Below are 16,159 nucleotides of genomic sequence, written 5' to 3' on the forward strand. Positions count from 1 at the left end.
CCGGGCACGATCCGCGTCGAGGGAGGGGGCCCACGTGCTCATCGACACCTACGGCCGAGTGGCCACCGACCTGAGGGTCTCGCTGACCGACCGGTGCAACCTGCGCTGCACGTACTGCATGCCCGAGGAGGGCTTGCAGTGGCTGGCCAAGCCGGACCTGCTCACGGACGACGAGATCGTCCGCCTGATCGACATCGCGGTCACCTCCCTCGGTATCGAGGAGGTCCGCTTCACCGGCGGCGAACCCCTGCTGCGCCCCGGCCTGGTCGGCATCGTCGAGCGCGTCGCGGCCCTGGAGCCGCGCCCCCAGATGTCCCTCACGACCAACGGCATCGGCCTCAAGCGCACCGCGGCGGCCCTGAAGGCGGCGGGCCTGGACCGGGTCAACGTCTCCCTCGACACGCTCCGCCCGGACGTCTTCAAGACCCTCACCCGCCGCGACCGCCACAAGGACGTCATCGAGGGCCTGAACGCCGCGCGCGACGCCGGCCTGACCCCGGTCAAGGTCAACTCGGTCCTGATGCCCGGCCTCAACGACGACGAGGCCCCGGACCTCCTTGCCTGGGCCGTGGAACACGACTACGAGCTGCGCTTCATCGAGCAGATGCCCCTGGACGCCCAGCACGGCTGGAAGCGCGACGGCATGATCACGGCAGGTGACATCCTGACCTCCCTGCGCACGCGCTTCGAGCTGACCCCCGAGGGCGACGAGGCACGCGGCTCGGCACCGGCGGAGCGCTGGGTGGTCGACGGCGGCCCGCATGTCGTCGGTGTGATCGCCTCCGTCACCCGCCCCTTCTGCGCGGCCTGCGACCGCACCCGCCTCACCGCCGACGGACAGATACGCACGTGCCTGTTCGCCCAGGAGGAGACGGACCTGCGCGCCGCCCTCCGCTCGGACGCCCCGGACGAGGAGATCGCCCGCATCTGGCGCCTGGCGATGTGGGGCAAGAAGGCGGGAGCGGGCCTGGACGACCCGACCTTCGTGCAGCCGGACCGGCCCATGTCGGCGATCGGTGGCTAGCCAGGACACGCCCTAGGGGTTCTGCGAGGACTCCCATTCCTTCAGGAGCACCACGTCCTTCAAGAACCCCCGCACGCCGAGGAACTGCGACAGATGCTCGCGATGCTCCTCGCACGCGAGCCACGTCTTGCGCCGCTCCGGCGTATGGATCTTCGGGTTGTTCCACGCCAGCACCCACACGGCAGCCGCACGGCAGCCCTTCGCGGAACAGATGGGCGTCTCGTCACTCACAGCTTCGTCTCACCACTGCACACAGAAAAGGCGACGCCGAGCAGCCACGGGGGGAGCTGCCCGGCGTCGGTCCGTCGCTCCGACGGGGGATGCGGAGCGCGTACGAAGTATGTCACGGGTAACCCCGCGCCCGGCACCTGAACAGCATGATTGATCTGAGCTTTTCTTGAGCTTGGCGGGAAGATGACTTCCGCTTGTGAGCGCCCCCGAGTGCCCCCGAGCGCACCTACCGCTCCTGCGGCTCGGTCCGCGCCCCCGGCACCGTCCCGGACACGGCGTCTTCCGCGCCGGATTCCGCGGGGCCGTCCTGCGTGCCCGGCGGCGCGATCATCGGCCGCTCCGGCGGCACCACGAACGTCGACGGCAGAGACGGCGCGTTTTCACGCCCGGCGTTCGCGATCACCACCGCGATGTACGGGAGCACCAGCCCGAGCACCAACGCCACGACGGCGACGTGCCGTTCGACGTTCCACAGTGTGGCCGCGAGGATGACGGAGATCGTGCGGACCGTCATCGAGATCACGTACCGGCGCTGCCGCCCGCGGACGTCCTCCTGAAGTCCGGCCCGGGCGCCGGTGATCCGGAACACCTCGGCGTGTCCGCCGCCATGCTGCTTGCGCATCGCATCCCACCATCCGCCCGTATCGGATCTCCCCGCCCCGTAGCCGCCCTCGGCCGGTCGGGGACCCTGCCCAGAGCAGCTTCCACGTTACGCCGCGCCTGCGTCGGTCACGAGACCGGGGCCGGTCCAGTCGGGGCGAACGGCCTGAGCCGTGATACGTACGGCCATCCCCGGCATGCGGCGTAGGGCACCTGGGCGGACACTGGGCGTAGTGCTCACGTCGAGCCGTACGAGGAGGCAGCGATGGGCTGGTTGTGGGCGATCATCTTGGGACTGGTACTCGGTCTGCTCGCCAAGGCGATCATTCCGGGCAAGCAGCATGTCCCCCTGTGGCTGACCGTCATCCTGGGCATGATCGGCGCCATCGCCGGCAACGCCATCGCCCGGGCGGCCGGTGTCGACGCCACATCGGGCATCGACTGGTGGCGGCATGTCTTCCAGCTGGTGATGGCGGTCATCCTCGTCGGTCTCGGCGACCGGGCCTGGACGGCGGCCAGGGGAAGCAGACGAAGGGCCTAGAAGGGCACAACGCCTGGAAGGGCACAACGGGGCACACGGCGAAGGGGGCGGCCTCCGGCACCGGAGACCGCCCCCTTCGCTCGCCTTCTCGCGCGCTCAGGCGCCGGTGACCTCCACCGCCGCCAGGTTCTTCTTGCCCCGGCGCAGCACCAGCCAGCGGCCGTGCAGCAGGTCCTCCTTGGCCGGGACCGCGTCCTCGCCGGCGACCTTGGCGTTGTTCACGTAGGCGCCGCCCTCCTTGACCGTACGCCGCGCGGCCGACTTGCTGGCCACCAGGCCGACCTCGGCGAACAGGTCGACGACCGGACCGAGCTCGGCGACCTGGATGTGCGGCACCTCCGACAGGGCCGCGGCCAGCGTCCGCTCGTCGAGCTCGGCCAGCTCGCCCTGCCCGAAGAGAGCCTTGGACGCGGCGATCACGGCGGCCGTCTGGTGGGCGCCGTGCACCAGCGTCGTCAGCTCCTCGGCCAGCGCACGCTGCGCGGCACGGGCCTGCGGACGCTCCTCGGTCTGCTTCTCCAGCTCCTCCAGCTCCTCGCGGGAGCGGAAGGACAGGATGCGCATGTACGTGGAGATGTCCCGGTCGTCCACGTTCAGCCAGAACTGGTAGAACGCGTACGGCGTCGTCATCTCCGGGTCGAGCCAGACGGCGCCGCCCTCGGTCTTGCCGAACTTGGTGCCGTCCGCCTTGGTCATCAGCGGCGTCGCCATGGCGTGCACCGTGGCGTCCGGCTCCAGCCGGTGGATCAGGTCCAGGCCCGCCGTGAGGTTGCCCCACTGGTCGCTGCCGCCCTGCTGGAGCGTGCAGCCGTACCTCCGGTAGAGCTGGAGGAAGTCCATGCCCTGCAGGAGCTGGTAGCTGAACTCCGTGTAGCTGATGCCCTCGGAGGACTCCAGGCGCCGGGCGACGGAGTCCTTCGTCAGCATCTTGTTGACGCGGAAGTGCTTGCCGATGTCCCGGAGGAACTCGATCGCGGAGAGGTTCTCCGTCCAGTCGAGGTTGTTGACCATCACGGCGGCGTTCTCACCCTCGAAGGAGAGGAACGGCTCGATCTGGCCGCGCAGCTTGTCGACCCAGCCGCGGACCGTCTCCGGGGCGTTCAACGTGCGCTCCGCGGTCGGACGCGGGTCGCCGATCAGGCCCGTGGCACCGCCGACCAGCGCCAGCGGCCGGTGACCGGCCTGCTGGAGCCGGCGCACGGTCAGCACCTGCACCAGGTGCCCCACGTGCAGCGACGGCGCCGTCGGGTCGAAGCCGCAATAGAACGTGACGGGACCGTCCGCGAGCGCCTTGCGCAAAGCGTCCTCGTCAGTGGACAGGGCGAACAGCCCGCGCCACTTCAGCTCGTCGACGATGTCCGTCACGGTTCTCGTGTCTCCTCGATGATCTTCGGGCAGTCGGGTGACAGCCGACTACGAGGTTATACGCCCTGACTGACAGAGCTCATATTGAAATCGGGGACGCGCAGCGCGGGCATCGCGGCCCTGGTGAACCAGTCGCTCCACTCCCTGGGCAGCGTCTTCTCGGTGCGCCCGGCCTCCGTGGCCCGGCCGAGGACACCGACCGGTGACTCGTTGAAGCGGAAGTTGTTCACCTCGCCGGTCACCTCGCCGTTCTCGACCAGGTAGACGCCGTCCCGCGTCAGGCCGGTGAGCAGCAGCGTCGCCGGGTCGACCTCCCGGATGTACCACAGGCACGTCAGCAGCAGCCCGCGCTCGGTGTTCGCGACCATCTCCTCCAGGGAGCGGTCCTCACCCCCGTCCAGGATCACGTTCTCGATGGTCGGCGCCACAGGCAGCCCGGTCAGGCCGGCACTGTGGCGGCTGGTCGTCAGGTGCCGCAGCTCGCCCCGGCTCATCCACTCGGTGGCCGTGAGCGGCAGCCCGTTGTCGAACACCGACTGATCGCCCCCGGAGGAGTGCGCGATCACGAAGGGCGCCGACTCCAGACCGGGCTCGTTCGGGTCGCTGCGCAGCGTCAGCGGCAGGTCGGTCAGTTTCTCGCCGACCCGCGTACCGCCGCCCGGCTTGGAGAACACCGTGCGACCCTCCACCGCGTCCCGGCCCGACGCCGACCACATCTGGTAGATCAGCAGGTCCGCGACGGCCGTCGGCGGCAGCAGCGTCTCGTACCGGCCCGCGGGCAGCTCCACACGCCGCTCGGCCCACCCGAGGCGCACGGCCAGCTCCGCGTCCAGCGCCGCCGGGTCGACGTCCTTGAAGTCCCGCGTGGAGCGACCGGCCCAGGCGGACCGGGTCCGGTCCGGCGACTTGGCGTTCACCTCCAGCGTCCCGTTCGGCTGGTCGTGCCGCAGCCGCAGCCCCGTGGACGTCCCCACGTACGTCGACACCAGTTCGTGGTTGGCGAAGCCGTACAGCTCCCGGCCGCCCGCACGCGCGCGTGCGAAGGCCTCGCCGAGCGCCGGAGCGAAGTCGGCGAACACGGCGGAGGAGGTCTCGGCCGGCGCCTCCGTGAACTCCGGCGCCTGCGCGACACCCGTGACCAGCGGCTGCGCGTCCTCGGCGGGTCCGGCGCCGCGCGCGGCGGCCTCGGCGGCCCGCACCAGGGGCTCCAGCTCGTCGGCCGCCACGGCGGACCGTGACACGACCCCCGAGGCCGTGCCCTCCTTGCCGTCGACCGTCGCGATGACGGTGAGCGTGCGTCCGCGCGTGACACCGTTCGTGGTCAGCGCGTTGCCCGCCCAGCGCAGGTTGGCGGTGGACTGCTCGTCGGCGATGACGACACAGCCGTCCGCCCGGGACAGTTCGAGGGCCCGCTCGACGATCTCGTGCGGCTTGCTGGTGCGCCCGCTCATCGACCGGCCTCCTGCGTGGTGTTGAGGATGTTGACGCCCTTGAAGAGGGCCGACGGGCAGCCGTGCGACACGGCCGCGACCTGGCCCGGCTGGGCCTTTCCGCAGTTGAAGGCGCCGCCCAGGACGTAGGTCTGCGGACCGCCGACGGCGGCCATCGAGCCCCAGAAGTCGGTCGTCGTCGCCTGGTAGGCCACGTCCCGCAGCTGCCCGGCGAGCCGCCCGTTCTCGATCCGGTAGAAGCGCTGCCCGGTGAACTGGAAGTTGTACCTCTGCATGTCGATCGACCAGGACCGGTCGCCGACGACGTAGATGCCCCGCTCCACGCCCCCGATCAGGTCCTCGGTGGACATCCCGGCCGGGTCCGGCCGCAGCGACACGTTGGCCATGCGCTGCACCGGCACGTGCCCGGGGGAGTCGGCGTAGGCGCAGCCGTTGGACCGCTCGAAGCCGGTCAGTCTCGCGATCCGCCGGTCCAGCTGGTAGCCGACGAGCGTGCCGTCCTTCACCAGGTCCCAGGACTGCGCCTGGACGCCCTCGTCGTCGTACCCGATGGTGGCGAGCCCGTGCTCGGCGGTGCGGTCGCCGGTGACGTTCATCAGCTCCGAGCCGTAGCGCAGCTTGTTCAGCTGGTCGAAGGTGGCGAAGGAGGTGCCCGCGTAGGCGGCCTCGTAACCGAGCGCCCGGTCCAGCTCGGTGGCGTGCCCGATGGACTCGTGGATGGTCAGCCACAGGTTGGACGGGTCGACGACCAGGTCGTACAGGCCCGCCTCGACGCTCGGTGCCCGCATCTTCTCGGCGAGCAGTTCCGGGATCTGCTCCAGCTCGCCCTCCCAGTCCCAGCCGGTGCCCCGCAGATACTCCCAGCCGCGTCCCACGGGCGGCGCGAGGGTGCGCATCGAGTCGAACTCGCCGCTCGACTCGTCCACCGACACGGCGTTGAACACCGGGTGCAGCCGCACCCGCTGCTGCGTGGTCACGGTCCCGGCCGTGTCGGCGTAGAACTTGTTCTCGTGGACGGTGAGCAGCGAGGCGTCGACATGGTCCACCCCCCGCGCCGCCAGCAGCCGCGCGCTCCACTCCGCGATCAGCCCGGCCTTCTCCTCGTCGGGCACGGTGAACGGATCGATCTCGTACGACGAGACCCATGTCCTGTCGGCGTGCACGGGCTCGTCGGCCAGCTCCACGCGCTCGTCGGACCCCGCCGCCTTGATCACTTGCGCCGAGAGCTTCGCCATGGCCACCGCCTGGGAGGCCACCTTGGCGGCGGCGTCCAGAGTGAGGTCCACCCCCGAGGCGAAACCCCACGTGCCGCCGTGCACGACGCGCACCGCGTACCCGAGGTCGGTGGTGTCCGAGGATCCGGCGGGCTTGGCGTCCCGGAACCGCCAGGAAGCGCCCCGCACCCGCTCGAACCGGAAGTCCGCGTGCTCGGCGCCCAGCGCACGCGCGCGTGCGAGGGCCGCGTCCGCGAGGGCGCGTAGGGGGAGGGCCGTGAAGGCCTCGTCGATGGTATGAGGCACCGCCGTCTCTTTCTGTCGAGGTGAGGGTGGTCGCCGTACTTCGTGACTGCTCCGATCATGTCGTCTCGGCCCGCGCGCGGGCCACGAGTTTCATGACCCGGCTGCGCGGGTTTCTGTAGGGACCCGACAGTGAGTCCCGTACGCCACTGTCGGTGCCCGATTGTCCGCGGGCCTGCCCGGACCGATAGGTTTCGAAGGAAGCCGCCTGTCATCGCCGCCTGTCGTCCAGGCGCCCGGGCGGGGTATCAGACCGCTACCGAAAGGGTGATCCGTTGAGCCGCTCGGTTCTCGTCACCGGAGGCAACCGGGGCATCGGCCTCGCCATCGCCCGTGCTTTCGCCGATGCCGGCGACAAGGTCGCCATCACGTACCGCTCGGGTGAGCCGCCGGCCGGATTCCTGGCCGTCAAGTGCGACATCACCGACGCCGAGCAGGTGGAGCAGGCCTACAAGGAGATCGAGGAGACCCACGGCCCCGTCGAGGTCCTCGTCGCCAACGCCGGCGTCACCAAGGACCAGCTCCTGATGCGCATGTCCGAGGAGGATTTCACCTCGGTCCTCGACACCAACCTCACCGGCACCTTCCGCGTGGTCAAGCGCGCCAACCGTGGCATGCTGCGCGCCAAGAAGGGCCGCGTCGTCCTGATCTCCTCGGTCGTCGGGCTGCTCGGCTCCGCGGGGCAGGCCAACTACGCCGCCTCCAAGGCCGGCCTCGTCGGCTTCGCGCGCTCCCTCGCCCGTGAGCTGGGCTCGCGCAACATCACCTTCAACGTCGTCGCGCCCGGCTTCGTCGAGACCGACATGACCGCGGTGCTCTCCGACGAGCAGCGCGCCGGCATCGTGAAGCAGGTCCCGCTCGGCCGGTACGCGCAGCCGGAGGAGATCGCCGCGACGGTGCGGTTCCTCGCCTCGGACGACGCCTCGTACATCACTGGAGCCGTCATCCCCGTTGACGGCGGACTGGGAATGGGTCACTGATCACCATGAGCGGAATTCTCGAGGGCAAGCGCGTCCTGATCACCGGTGTGCTGACGGAGGCCTCCATCGCCTTCCACACCGCCAAGCTGGCCCAGGAGCAGGGCGCCGAGGTCATCCTCACGGCGTTCCCGCGGCCCACGCTGACCGAGCGCATCGCCAAGAAGCTCCCCAAGCCCGTCAAGGTCATCGAGCTCGACGTGACCAACGACGAGCACCTCGGGCGCCTGGCCGACATCGTCGGCGAGGAGCTCGGCGGCCTCGACGGCGTCGTCCACTCCATCGGCTTCGCCCCGCAGGACGCCCTCGGCGGCAACTTCCTGAACACGCCGTTCGAGTCGGTCGCCACCGCCATGCACGTCTCGGCGTACTCCCTGAAGTCGCTGACCATGGCCTGCCTGCCGCTGATGCAGAACGGCGGCTCCGTCGTGGGTCTGACCTTCGACGCGCAGTTCGCCTGGCCGCAGTACGACTGGATGGGCCCGGCCAAGGCCGCCCTGGAGGCCACCAGCCGCTACATGGCCCGTGACCTGGGCAAGCAGAACATCCGCTGCAACCTGATCTCGGCCGGCCCGCTCGGCTCCATGGCCGCCAAGTCCATCCCGGGCTTCGGCGAGCTGGCCTCCGTGTGGGACTCCCGCTCCCCGCTGGAGTGGGACCTGAAGGACCCCGAGCCGGCCGGCCGCGGCGTCGTCGCGCTGCTGAGCGACTGGTTCCCGAAGACCACCGGCGAGATCATCCACGTGGACGGCGGTCTGCACGCCATCGGAGCCTGATCTCTCGTACGGAGCCTGACCTCTCGTACGGAGCCTGATCTCCCGTACGCCGTAGGCGCCCCGTTTCCCGCAGTGCGCGGGGAGCGGGGCGTCACCCGTTCGGCTCATCCGGCCGGGCGGGGGAGGCACACAACTGGGCACCCTGGAGTACGCGTTCACCACGCGGTCCCCTCCCCAGCACGGCCGAGGAGGTCCCCTTGTGCGCTTGTCCCGCCGAACGGCCTCACTGTCCCTCGCCGTCGCCCTCGTGATGACCCTGGCGTACGAGGCGGTGCCCCACGCGCGCGTGCCCGCCGACGAGCACGAGTCGGCCGGCCCCTTCGGCGCCGCGTGCCGGGTCCGAGTCACCGGCTCCAAGGTGACCGTGTACTGCCACAACCCGTACCCCGAGGCCGACCGTGTGAGCCTGCACGTCGAGTGCGCCCGCTGGTGGGACATCGACACCGACAGCACCCCGGTGGAGGCCGGGCCCGCGCAGACCGTACGGCTGACGGGGCGCTGCTGGAAGGAAGTCGGCGACGTGTGGATCAGCCACCGGCGGGCGAGCTGATCCCGCCCAGGCGGCACAGGAACGGATAGCGGGCGGCCTCCGCCGCCGCCTGCGCCGCGTCGCCCGCGCGGATCGCGTCGAGCAGCCGCCCGTGCTCCAGGTACGTCTCCGGCGTCAGCTCCTCGCCGACGTCCTCGCGCAACCAGTCCCGCAGGACCTCGCCCAGGTCCGCGTACATGGCCGTCATCACGTCGTTGTGGGAGGCGGAGACCACGGCCAGGTGGAAGGTCGCGTCCGCCGTCACGAACGCCTCCGTGTCCCCCGACTCCCAGGCCTCCTCACGCCGCAGCAGCAGCGCGTCGAGCTGCTTGAGGTCCTTCTCCGTACGCCGCTCGGCGGCCAGCCGGGCGGCCGCCGACTCCAGCGTGGAGCGCAGCTCCGCGATGTGCCGGGGGTCGGCACCGGCGAACCGCCGCTGCATCACCCCCGCCAGCTCGCTCGTCGCCACGACGTACGTGCCGGAGCCCTGGCGGATGTCCAGCAGGCCGTTGTGCGACAGGGCGCGGACGGCCTCGCGGACCGTGTTGCGGGCGACCCCCAGCTGCTCGACGAGCTCGGGCTCGGTCGGAATGCGGGAGCCGACCGGCCACTCGCCGGAGGTGATCTGGGCCCGCAGGGCGGCGATGACCTGCTCGGAGAGGGCCGAACGTCGGGGATGGCTTAGGGGCATGGCACACCTTCGCACGACCGGGGCGCCGGAGCGCGGCCTGGGCGGGAGCTGAGTGGACAGTCAATCATCCTATGATTCTATGATGAGCCGCATGGCTAGTGAGGAAACCCGGACGAAGACGCCCCCGACCGTACGCAGCCCGGCCGCGCACGATGCCCGGGAACCCGGCGGCTCCGCCACGCGCGCGTGGACGATGCGCCTGCTCGTCCTCGGCATCGTGCTGTCCGCGCTGAACCTCCGCCCCGCCATCACCAGCCTCGGCGCCCTCCTGGAGGAGGTCCGCGACGGGCTTGGCATGAGCGGCAGCGTGGCCGGGCTGCTCACCTCCGTGCCGCCGCTGTGCTTCGCCGTCTTCGGCGTCATGGCCCCGCGGCTCGCCCGCCGCTTCGGCGCCGGCGCCGTGGTGTGCGCCGGCATGGCCGCCATCGCCACCGGCCTGGCGATCCGGCCGTACGCCGGCGGCACGGCCGGCTTCCTGGCCGCCAGCGCCCTCGCCCTCATGGGCATCGCGGTCAGCAACGTCCTGATGCCGGTCATCGTCAAGCACTGGTTCCCCGACCGCGTGGGCTCCATGACCGGCCTGTACTCCATGGCCCTCGCCCTGGGCACGGCCCTCGCGGCCGCGGTCACGGTGCCCCTGACCGACGCCCTGGGCGGCAGCTGGCAGTCGGGCCTAGCCCTGTGGGCGGGACTGGCCGTGGCGGCTGTGCTGCCGTGGCTGCCGTTCGTGCGGGGGCGTGGGGCGGACACGGCGGCGTCCGGGCCGGGGGAGCGGGCCGGAGTCGCGACGGGGCCGGGGGATCGGGCCGGAGTCGCGTCCGGGCCCGGGGAGCGGAGCTGGGGCGCGGAGACCGGGCCGGAGCGGACCGGGGGCCCGGAGACACGGTCCGGGGAGCGGGCCGTGGGCCCGGAGCCCGACGGCGACCGGTCGGCGCGGGACCGGGGGACGCCCGGCTCGGCTCCCGCCGGATCCGCCGCCGGGGAGGCGCCGCGGCTGCGGATCACCAGGAGCCGCACCGCCTGGGCCCTGGCCGTCTTCTTCGGGCTCCAGGCGACCGCCGCCTACATCACCATGGGCTGGATGGCGCAGATCTTCCGGGACGCCGGTGTGCCCGCGGGCACCGCGGGGCTGCTGCTCGCCCTCACCATGGTGATGGGCGTGCCCCTGGCCTTCGTCATACCGCGCCTGGCCACACGGCTGCCGCACCAGGGCCCGATCGTGCTCGCCCTGGGCGTCTGCGGCCTCGCCGGCTACGCCGGGCTGTACCTCGCGCCGGCCGCCGGCGCCTGGGCCTGGGCGCTGCTGCTCGGCGTCGCCAACTGTGCCTTCCCGCTCGCCCTGACCATGGTCGGCATGCGGGCCAGGACCGGCCCGGGCGTGGCCCAGCTGTCGGCGTTCGCGCAGAGCACCGGCTATCTGATCTCCATCCCGGGGCCGCTCCTGGTGGGCGTCCTCTACCAGCACAGCGGGGGCTGGGGCCTGCCGATCGCGCTGATGAGCGCTCTGATGATCCCGCAGATGGCGATCGGCTTCCTGGCGGGCCGGGACCGTACGGTGGAGGACGAGGCGGGCCGCTGAGCCGCTCCTCGGAGGGCTCGGGGACACCCCCGGGCGTCAGGCGCCCGGGGCGGGTGCGAGACTTGCCCCATGCCAGTGCTCGATCCGAATCCCCAGCACGGTCAGAAGAAGATGCTGCTCGTGTTCGGCGCCTTCTTCGCGATCTTCATCATCATCGGCGTCATCGCGACCATCGCCTCGCCATGACCGGGCCCCGCCCCGCCCATGGTGGGGTTAGCCCCCCTGTCCCCTAGGGGGTGAGGGTCAGGGTCAAGTGGGTGGATCACCGGATGGGTTGGCCGCCTCGGATTCCGTAGCTTCGACGTGTGACCGCGAGACGCGGGCCACGGACCATTCGAAGAGCGGAGGCACCCATGCCGGCTCCTACGCACACCCGGCCCCATCCGGCGACCCGGGTCGGCGTCGACAGCCGGCTGCCCTGGTGGGCCCTCGCCCTGCCCACGCTCGCCTTCGTCACGCTGCTCGTGCTGATCCTGAACCCGTCCGATGCCCAGGCGGCCGGCGGTGACCCCCTGATCACCCACCTCTTCGCATGGCTCCGGCAGCTGACAGCCCGCTGAGCACGGCAGAAACCCGCGGTCAACTCCCTGCGCCCCGTGGCCTGTTTCGTGCGAAGCTGGATCTTATGAGCGTCGCAGAACCCCGCAGGATTGTCCTCTTCCGCCATGCGAAAGCCGACTGGCCACAGGTGAGCGATCACGAGCGTCCGCTCGCTGACCGGGGCCGAAAAGAAGCGGCGGAGGCCGGGCGCAGGCTGGCCGACACCGGCATCGCCTTCGACCTGGCCCTGTGCTCCACCGCGGTCCGGACCCGGGAGACCTGGAAGCTCGCCGTCCAGGAGTTCCCGCAGCGGCCGAAAACCGTCTACGAAGAGCGGATCTACGAGGCCTCGCCCGGCGAACTGATCGCCCTGCTCAACGAGACCCCCGACGACGCGCAGAGCATCCTCGTGATCGGCCACAACCCGGCCATCCAGGGCCTCGCCGACATCCTGGCGGGCACGGCCGAGGGTGACGCCCGCGACCGCATGAGCCGCCGCGGGTTCCCGGCCGCCGCCTTCGCCCTCCTGTCCTTCACCGGCTCGTGGAAGGGCCTGGAGCCGGGCGCGGCCACGCTGCAGGACTACTGGGCGCCGACCGAGTGACCGACTCCCCGACCGACTCCGCGTGACCGGGGCCCGGCACCGTACCGGTGCCGGGCCCGCCTGGCCGGCTCAAACCATGTTCAGACCGTGTTCAGACCGTGTCGAGGGTGTCCGCCGCCTCGACCTCTTCGCGCGTGATGCCGAGCAGGTACAGCACGGTGTCCAGGAAGGGGAAGTTCACCGCGGTGTGCGCTGCCTGGCGCACCACCGGCTTGGCGTTGAAGGCGACGCCCAGACCGGCCGCGTTCAGCATGTCCAGGTCGTTGGCACCGTCACCGATCGCCACGGTCTGCGACAGCGGCACACCCGCCTCGGCGGCGAACCGGCGCAGCAGCCGGGCCTTGCCGGCACGGTCGACGATCTCGCCCGTGACCTTGCCCGTCAGCTTCCCGTCGACGATCTCCAGCGTGTTGGCCTGGGCGAAGTCCAGCCCGAGCCGCTCCTTCAGATCGTCGGTGACCTGGGTGAAACCGCCGGAGACGACGCCGACTTGGAAGCCGAGCCGCTTCAGCGTACGGATCAGGGTGCGAGCGCCCGGCGTCAGCCGCACCTCGCTGCGCACCTTGTCCACGACCGAGGCGTCCAGCCCCTCCAGCAGCGCCACGCGCGCGTGCAGGGACTGCTCGAAGTCCAGCTCGCCGCGCATCGCGGCCGCCGTCACCTCGGCGACCTGGTCCTCGCAGCCGGCGTGCGCGGCGAACAGCTCGATGACCTCGTCCTGGATGAGCGTCGAGTCGACGTCCATGACGACCAGACGCTGCGCGCGCCGGTACAGACCGGCGGCGACGACCGCCACGTCGATGCCGAGCTTCGCCGCGTCGGGTGCCAGGGCGGTGCGCAGCGGCTCGGTCTCCACGCCGGACACCGCGAACTCGACGGCGGTGACGGGGTACTTGGCGAGCCGGAAGATACGGTCGATGTTGCCGCCGGTCTTGGTGATCCGCGCGGCGATCGCCGCGGTCGCCTCGGCGGTGAGCGGATGCCCGAGCACGGTCACCAGGGACCGGCCCAGCCCGCGCGGGCGGTTGTCGCCGAGGCCGGAGATGATCTCCGCCTGCATCTTCATCGACTCGGCCCAGCTGTGGACGGTCGCCCGCAGGTCGCCCTCGAGCCCCTTGGGGGGCTCGGTCACGAGCGCGCACAGCACCATTCGGCCCCGGGTGACGACCTGCTCGATGTCGACGACGTCGACGGAGTAGGCGGCGAGGGTGTCGAAGAGGCCGGCCGTGATGCCCGGGCTGTCCTTGCCGAAGATTTTGACAAGGAGGGTGGGAACGTCGGAGGACGAGGTCTGCGAAGCGCTCATGGTGGTTCCACCGTATCCGGCGGGCAGGTCACACCGCCCGTGAGGTCCGCCTGGCGGACAGCGAACACTGGGTGACGCGTGGGTGGCGCGAACCTTGCGGCCCCTGTCTCCTTTGTCCTCCTGAGGGGCCTACTTCCCTCCCCGAGGTTTCCGCGGCGGCGGCGGTGGTGGGGGAGGAGGCGGCGGAGGCGGCGGCCCGTCGTCCGGCCGGGTCGGCGGCCGCTTCCCGCCCTTCGGCCCGAGCGGCTGCCGGGGCCCACGCGGCGGCGGACCGACCGGCCGCGCCACGGTGGGCGCACCGTTCACGTCCCCGCCCCGGTGAGCAGCGGGGTCACCGCCCGACGGCGGTTCGTGAGGTGACGGTCGTTCCTCGCCGTCAGGCCGCGCATCCTCCGGCTCGGGCAATTCGTCCGGCACCCGGAGGTACGGGTTGGTGGCCGGGTTCGGCGGCCGGTACGGCCTTCCCGGCGCGTACGGCCCGGCCTCCTCCCCGTACGACGACGCCCGCCCGGCACCGGTCCGGCCCGAGCCCCTGGACCGCCTGGCACTGGCGTCGTGCCCGGCCTGACCCGTGTCGGCCCACGGCCCTGCCGCATGCCCGGCACTGGCGTCGTCCCCGGCCTGCCTCTTCTCGGCCCCCTCCCCGTGCCCAGCCCACCCAACCTCCGACTGCCTCCCTGCTCCACCGACCCCAGACGCACCGACCCCAGGCCCACCGACCCCAGGCCCACCGGCCCCGGCCACACCAACCCCGGCCGCACCGACGACTCCCGCCATCCCAGCCCCGGCCACCCCCCGAGCCAAAGCCGAAGCCCGTCGCCCCGCGCCCCCGCTCGCCCACGCCAGCAACGCCCCCACCGCTCCGGCCCCCGCACCCCACACCGCGCCCAGCAGCAGGGCCATGCCGAGGTGGCCGTGCAGTTCGATGCCCGCGCCGAACGCGTCGAAGCCGAGGACGGACAGGGAGGCGGTCACGGACACGTCCGTCAGCCAGGCGAGCAGCGGCAGGGCCAGCGCGGTCGCGACCCCCAGCCGCAGCGCACACCGTGCCGCGAAACCGAGCGCACCCGGACCCCGTACGTCCCCAGGGTCAGGCACCGGCGTCCGCACTGCCGTCAACACTCCCGCCAGGAGCATCATCAGCGCCGCAGCCACCCCCAGCAGCCACACCCGCCCGTCCAGCTCGGCCAGCCGCCCCAGCGTCACCGGCTGGTCGGAGCGGACCGCGAGCAGGTCGTCCAGGGGGTCCGGCAGGAGGCGGGTCAGTTCACCCGTGGCCCGGCCGTCCCATGGCACGAGCAGGCCGATCGGGACGCCCAGCCACACCCCGTTCGGCGCCCCGAGCAGCGCCGCGCCGGCGATGCGCCGGGGATGGTCGTCGCCGGCCGCCGCGTACGCCGCCGCCGCGAGCCCCGCCGCCACCGCGACCAGCAGCACGGTCACCACAGCGGAGACGGCGGGCCGCACGACCCGGTGCACGGCTTCCCAGCCCCGCGGCAGCGGCGTACGGCGCGAGGCCAGCAGGGCGATGAGGAGGATCCCGGCCGACCAGCCGGCCCCGCCGAGCAGCGTGGGCGCGGTGTCGACCGTGAAACCGACCGCCGCCTGCGCGTCGACCAGATCGCCGATCCGGTCGGGCAGCAGCCCGCCGATGTCCCCGATGTCCCCGACGTCCCCGAGCCCGGGAATCTCCAGGCCGTCTCCGCCCCCGCCGCCCCCGCCCGTCAGGTCGTCCAGGCCCAGCGCGCCGCCGTCGATCGTGATGACGTCGTGCCCCGCCCACGCCAGCCCGCCCAGCATCGCCACGAACAGCGCGACCACCGCGCCCGCACGCGCGAGGAGTTCGGCCGGCGATATCACAACTCCCGCCGCCCGCAAGGACCGTAGGAAGAAGTACGACAGCAGCACCGCCCCGACCAGGCTCACCCCCAGTGGCGTGATCTCGATGGCCGTGTCCGCCTGCGCACCCGTGAGGCCGAACGCGGACACATCACCGGACGGCGTGACCGAACCACCCGCCCCGAGGGCCACCACCGCCGCGGTCATCGGCCCCAACGAGCCCGCCGCGTCCGCCTCCAGCAGCCGCAGACCCAGGGCCGCCGTACCCGCCATCCCGATCAACGCCCAGCTCACGGCGGCGACGGCGGACCTCAGCACGTCTCCCCACGGCACCCGCGTGCCGTCACTCACCGTCCCGACACCTGCACCGGCACCCATGGCAGACCCCCCGATCCGCTGTGCGGCGGGACCACCGCGCATGTCCCCCTCGCGTCGAAATACCACTCTCCGGCCCGTTTTCAACCCCGTCAACGGAAACGGCTGATGCGTCCGAACGCGGTCTTCACAAGGCCCGACTTTCGGTCAGGCGGCCGCTACTGAAATAGTTCCCCCCGATGTTCGACATCCCTAGACTCCCCATGTCGGGGGT

Annotated in this window: 17 protein-coding genes; 9 read left to right on the forward strand and 8 right to left on the reverse strand. The window is 71.7% G+C overall.

The window, feature by feature from the left end; genetic code table 11:
• The first annotated feature begins 34 nt into the window (after positions 1-34).
• A complete protein-coding gene (moaA, locus tag ACZ3I3_RS28830; protein WP_467369857.1) occupies positions 35-1,024 on the forward strand; it encodes a GTP 3',8-cyclase MoaA in 990 nt (329 codons plus the stop codon).
• Between the two features lie 12 nt (positions 1,025-1,036).
• On the opposite strand, the gene ACZ3I3_RS28835 is transcribed toward moaA, so the two are convergent.
• Together ACZ3I3_RS28835 and ACZ3I3_RS28840 are read right to left on the reverse strand one after the other, a co-directional pair.
• Positions 1,037-1,255, reverse strand: coding sequence for a hypothetical protein (locus ACZ3I3_RS28835; RefSeq protein ID WP_467369859.1), 219 nt, complete (start codon positions 1,253-1,255; stop codon positions 1,037-1,039).
• Between the two features lie 226 nt (positions 1,256-1,481).
• Positions 1,482-1,877, reverse strand: a complete 396-nt coding sequence (locus ACZ3I3_RS28840) for a DUF3099 domain-containing protein (RefSeq protein ID WP_467369861.1) — start codon at positions 1,875-1,877, stop codon at positions 1,482-1,484.
• 243 nt (positions 1,878-2,120) lie between these two features.
• Between ACZ3I3_RS28840 and ACZ3I3_RS28845 the strand changes: the two genes are divergently transcribed.
• The gene (locus ACZ3I3_RS28845) at positions 2,121-2,396 is read left to right on the forward strand and encodes a GlsB/YeaQ/YmgE family stress response membrane protein (protein WP_388056424.1); all 276 of its coding nucleotides are present in this window, start codon (positions 2,121-2,123) and stop codon (positions 2,394-2,396) included.
• Between the two features lie 96 nt (positions 2,397-2,492).
• On the opposite strand, the gene tyrS is transcribed toward ACZ3I3_RS28845, so the two are convergent.
• From tyrS to ACZ3I3_RS28860, 3 genes are read right to left on the reverse strand one after another with little or no spacing between them, the layout of a single operon-like run.
• On the reverse strand, positions 2,493-3,761 hold the full coding sequence (tyrS, locus tag ACZ3I3_RS28850; RefSeq protein WP_467369863.1) for a tyrosine--tRNA ligase: 1,269 nt from the start codon (positions 3,759-3,761) through the stop codon (positions 2,493-2,495).
• Between the two features lie 56 nt (positions 3,762-3,817).
• Complete coding sequence (locus ACZ3I3_RS28855) at positions 3,818-5,212, reverse strand: metallopeptidase TldD-related protein (RefSeq protein ID WP_467369865.1); 1,395 nt, start codon at positions 5,210-5,212, stop codon at positions 3,818-3,820.
• Positions 5,209-6,732 carry a TldD/PmbA family protein gene (locus tag ACZ3I3_RS28860; RefSeq protein ID WP_467369867.1) on the reverse strand — a complete coding sequence of 508 codons (1,524 nt, stop codon included), beginning with the start codon at positions 6,730-6,732 and terminating at the stop codon, positions 5,209-5,211. Before ACZ3I3_RS28860 ends, ACZ3I3_RS28855 begins: the two co-directional genes overlap by 4 nt.
• 272 nt (positions 6,733-7,004) lie before the next feature.
• On the opposite strand from ACZ3I3_RS28860, the gene fabG reads away from it, so the two are divergent.
• The 3 genes from fabG to ACZ3I3_RS28875 all read left to right on the forward strand — a co-directional run bounded on the left by fabG (position 7,005) and on the right by ACZ3I3_RS28875 (position 9,032).
• Entirely contained in the window at positions 7,005-7,709 is a 705-nt protein-coding gene (gene fabG / locus ACZ3I3_RS28865) for a 3-oxoacyl-[acyl-carrier-protein] reductase (RefSeq protein WP_467369869.1), read from the forward strand.
• Between the two features lie 5 nt (positions 7,710-7,714).
• Positions 7,715-8,482 carry an enoyl-ACP reductase FabI gene (fabI, locus tag ACZ3I3_RS28870; RefSeq protein ID WP_403846481.1) on the forward strand — a complete coding sequence of 256 codons (768 nt, stop codon included), beginning with the start codon at positions 7,715-7,717 and terminating at the stop codon, positions 8,480-8,482.
• A gap of 199 nt (positions 8,483-8,681) precedes the next feature.
• On the forward strand, positions 8,682-9,032 hold the full coding sequence (locus tag ACZ3I3_RS28875; protein ID WP_399410523.1) for a hypothetical protein: 351 nt from the start codon (positions 8,682-8,684) through the stop codon (positions 9,030-9,032).
• Here ACZ3I3_RS28875 and ACZ3I3_RS28880 read toward each other — a convergent pair.
• Positions 9,010-9,702, reverse strand: coding sequence for a FadR/GntR family transcriptional regulator (locus ACZ3I3_RS28880; RefSeq protein WP_467369872.1), 693 nt, complete (start codon positions 9,700-9,702; stop codon positions 9,010-9,012). The genes ACZ3I3_RS28875 and ACZ3I3_RS28880 overlap by 23 nt on opposite strands.
• A gap of 79 nt (positions 9,703-9,781) precedes the next feature.
• Between ACZ3I3_RS28880 and ACZ3I3_RS28885 the strand changes: the two genes are divergently transcribed.
• The 4 genes from ACZ3I3_RS28885 to ACZ3I3_RS28900 all read left to right on the forward strand — a co-directional run bounded on the left by ACZ3I3_RS28885 (position 9,782) and on the right by ACZ3I3_RS28900 (position 12,425).
• Positions 9,782-11,281 (forward strand): MFS transporter, encoded by a 1,500-nt coding sequence (locus ACZ3I3_RS28885; protein WP_467369874.1) that lies wholly within the window; start codon positions 9,782-9,784, stop codon positions 11,279-11,281.
• Between the two features lie 69 nt (positions 11,282-11,350).
• Positions 11,351-11,467 carry an SGM_5486 family transporter-associated protein gene (locus tag ACZ3I3_RS28890; RefSeq protein ID WP_086012488.1) on the forward strand — a complete coding sequence of 39 codons (117 nt, stop codon included), beginning with the start codon at positions 11,351-11,353 and terminating at the stop codon, positions 11,465-11,467.
• Positions 11,468-11,634: 167 nt separating this feature from the next.
• Positions 11,635-11,841: a hypothetical protein gene (locus ACZ3I3_RS28895; RefSeq protein WP_467369876.1), complete on the forward strand. Its 207-nt coding sequence runs from the start codon at positions 11,635-11,637 to the stop codon at positions 11,839-11,841.
• A gap of 65 nt (positions 11,842-11,906) precedes the next feature.
• Positions 11,907-12,425, forward strand: a complete 519-nt coding sequence (locus ACZ3I3_RS28900) for a SixA phosphatase family protein (protein ID WP_467369878.1) — start codon at positions 11,907-11,909, stop codon at positions 12,423-12,425.
• 91 nt (positions 12,426-12,516) lie between these two features.
• Here ACZ3I3_RS28900 and serB read toward each other — a convergent pair whose 3' ends face one another.
• Positions 12,517-13,731, reverse strand: a complete 1,215-nt coding sequence (gene serB / locus ACZ3I3_RS28905; protein ID WP_356923302.1) for a phosphoserine phosphatase SerB — start codon at positions 13,729-13,731, stop codon at positions 12,517-12,519.
• A 129-nt stretch (positions 13,732-13,860) separates the two neighbouring features.
• Positions 13,861-15,948: a streptophobe family protein gene (locus ACZ3I3_RS28910; RefSeq protein ID WP_467369880.1), complete on the reverse strand. Its 2,088-nt coding sequence runs from the start codon at positions 15,946-15,948 to the stop codon at positions 13,861-13,863.
• Between the last annotated feature and the right edge of the window lie 211 nt (positions 15,949-16,159).

Source organism: Streptomyces sp. NPDC016851 (assembly GCF_055562795.1).

Coding starts and splice junctions, on each gene's coding strand:
- ACZ3I3_RS28840 (WP_467369861.1), bottom strand. CDS start 1,877: ATGCGCAAGCAGCATGGCGGCGGACACGCCGAGGTGTTCCGGATCACC.
- ACZ3I3_RS28845 (WP_388056424.1), top strand. CDS start 2,121: ATGGGCTGGTTGTGGGCGATCATCTTGGGACTGGTACTCGGTCTGCTC.
- ACZ3I3_RS28855 (WP_467369865.1), bottom strand. CDS start 5,212: ATGAGCGGGCGCACCAGCAAGCCGCACGAGATCGTCGAGCGGGCCCTC.
- fabI (WP_403846481.1), top strand. CDS start 7,715: ATGAGCGGAATTCTCGAGGGCAAGCGCGTCCTGATCACCGGTGTGCTG.
- ACZ3I3_RS28880 (WP_467369872.1), bottom strand. CDS start 9,702: ATGCCCCTAAGCCATCCCCGACGTTCGGCCCTCTCCGAGCAGGTCATC.
- ACZ3I3_RS28885 (WP_467369874.1), top strand. CDS start 9,782: ATGATGAGCCGCATGGCTAGTGAGGAAACCCGGACGAAGACGCCCCCG.
- ACZ3I3_RS28890 (WP_086012488.1), top strand. CDS start 11,351: ATGCCAGTGCTCGATCCGAATCCCCAGCACGGTCAGAAGAAGATGCTG.
- ACZ3I3_RS28895 (WP_467369876.1), top strand. CDS start 11,635: ATGCCGGCTCCTACGCACACCCGGCCCCATCCGGCGACCCGGGTCGGC.
- ACZ3I3_RS28900 (WP_467369878.1), top strand. CDS start 11,907: ATGAGCGTCGCAGAACCCCGCAGGATTGTCCTCTTCCGCCATGCGAAA.
- serB (WP_356923302.1), bottom strand. CDS start 13,731: ATGAGCGCTTCGCAGACCTCGTCCTCCGACGTTCCCACCCTCCTTGTC.
- ACZ3I3_RS28910 (WP_467369880.1), bottom strand. CDS start 15,948: ATGGGTGCCGGTGCAGGTGTCGGGACGGTGAGTGACGGCACGCGGGTG.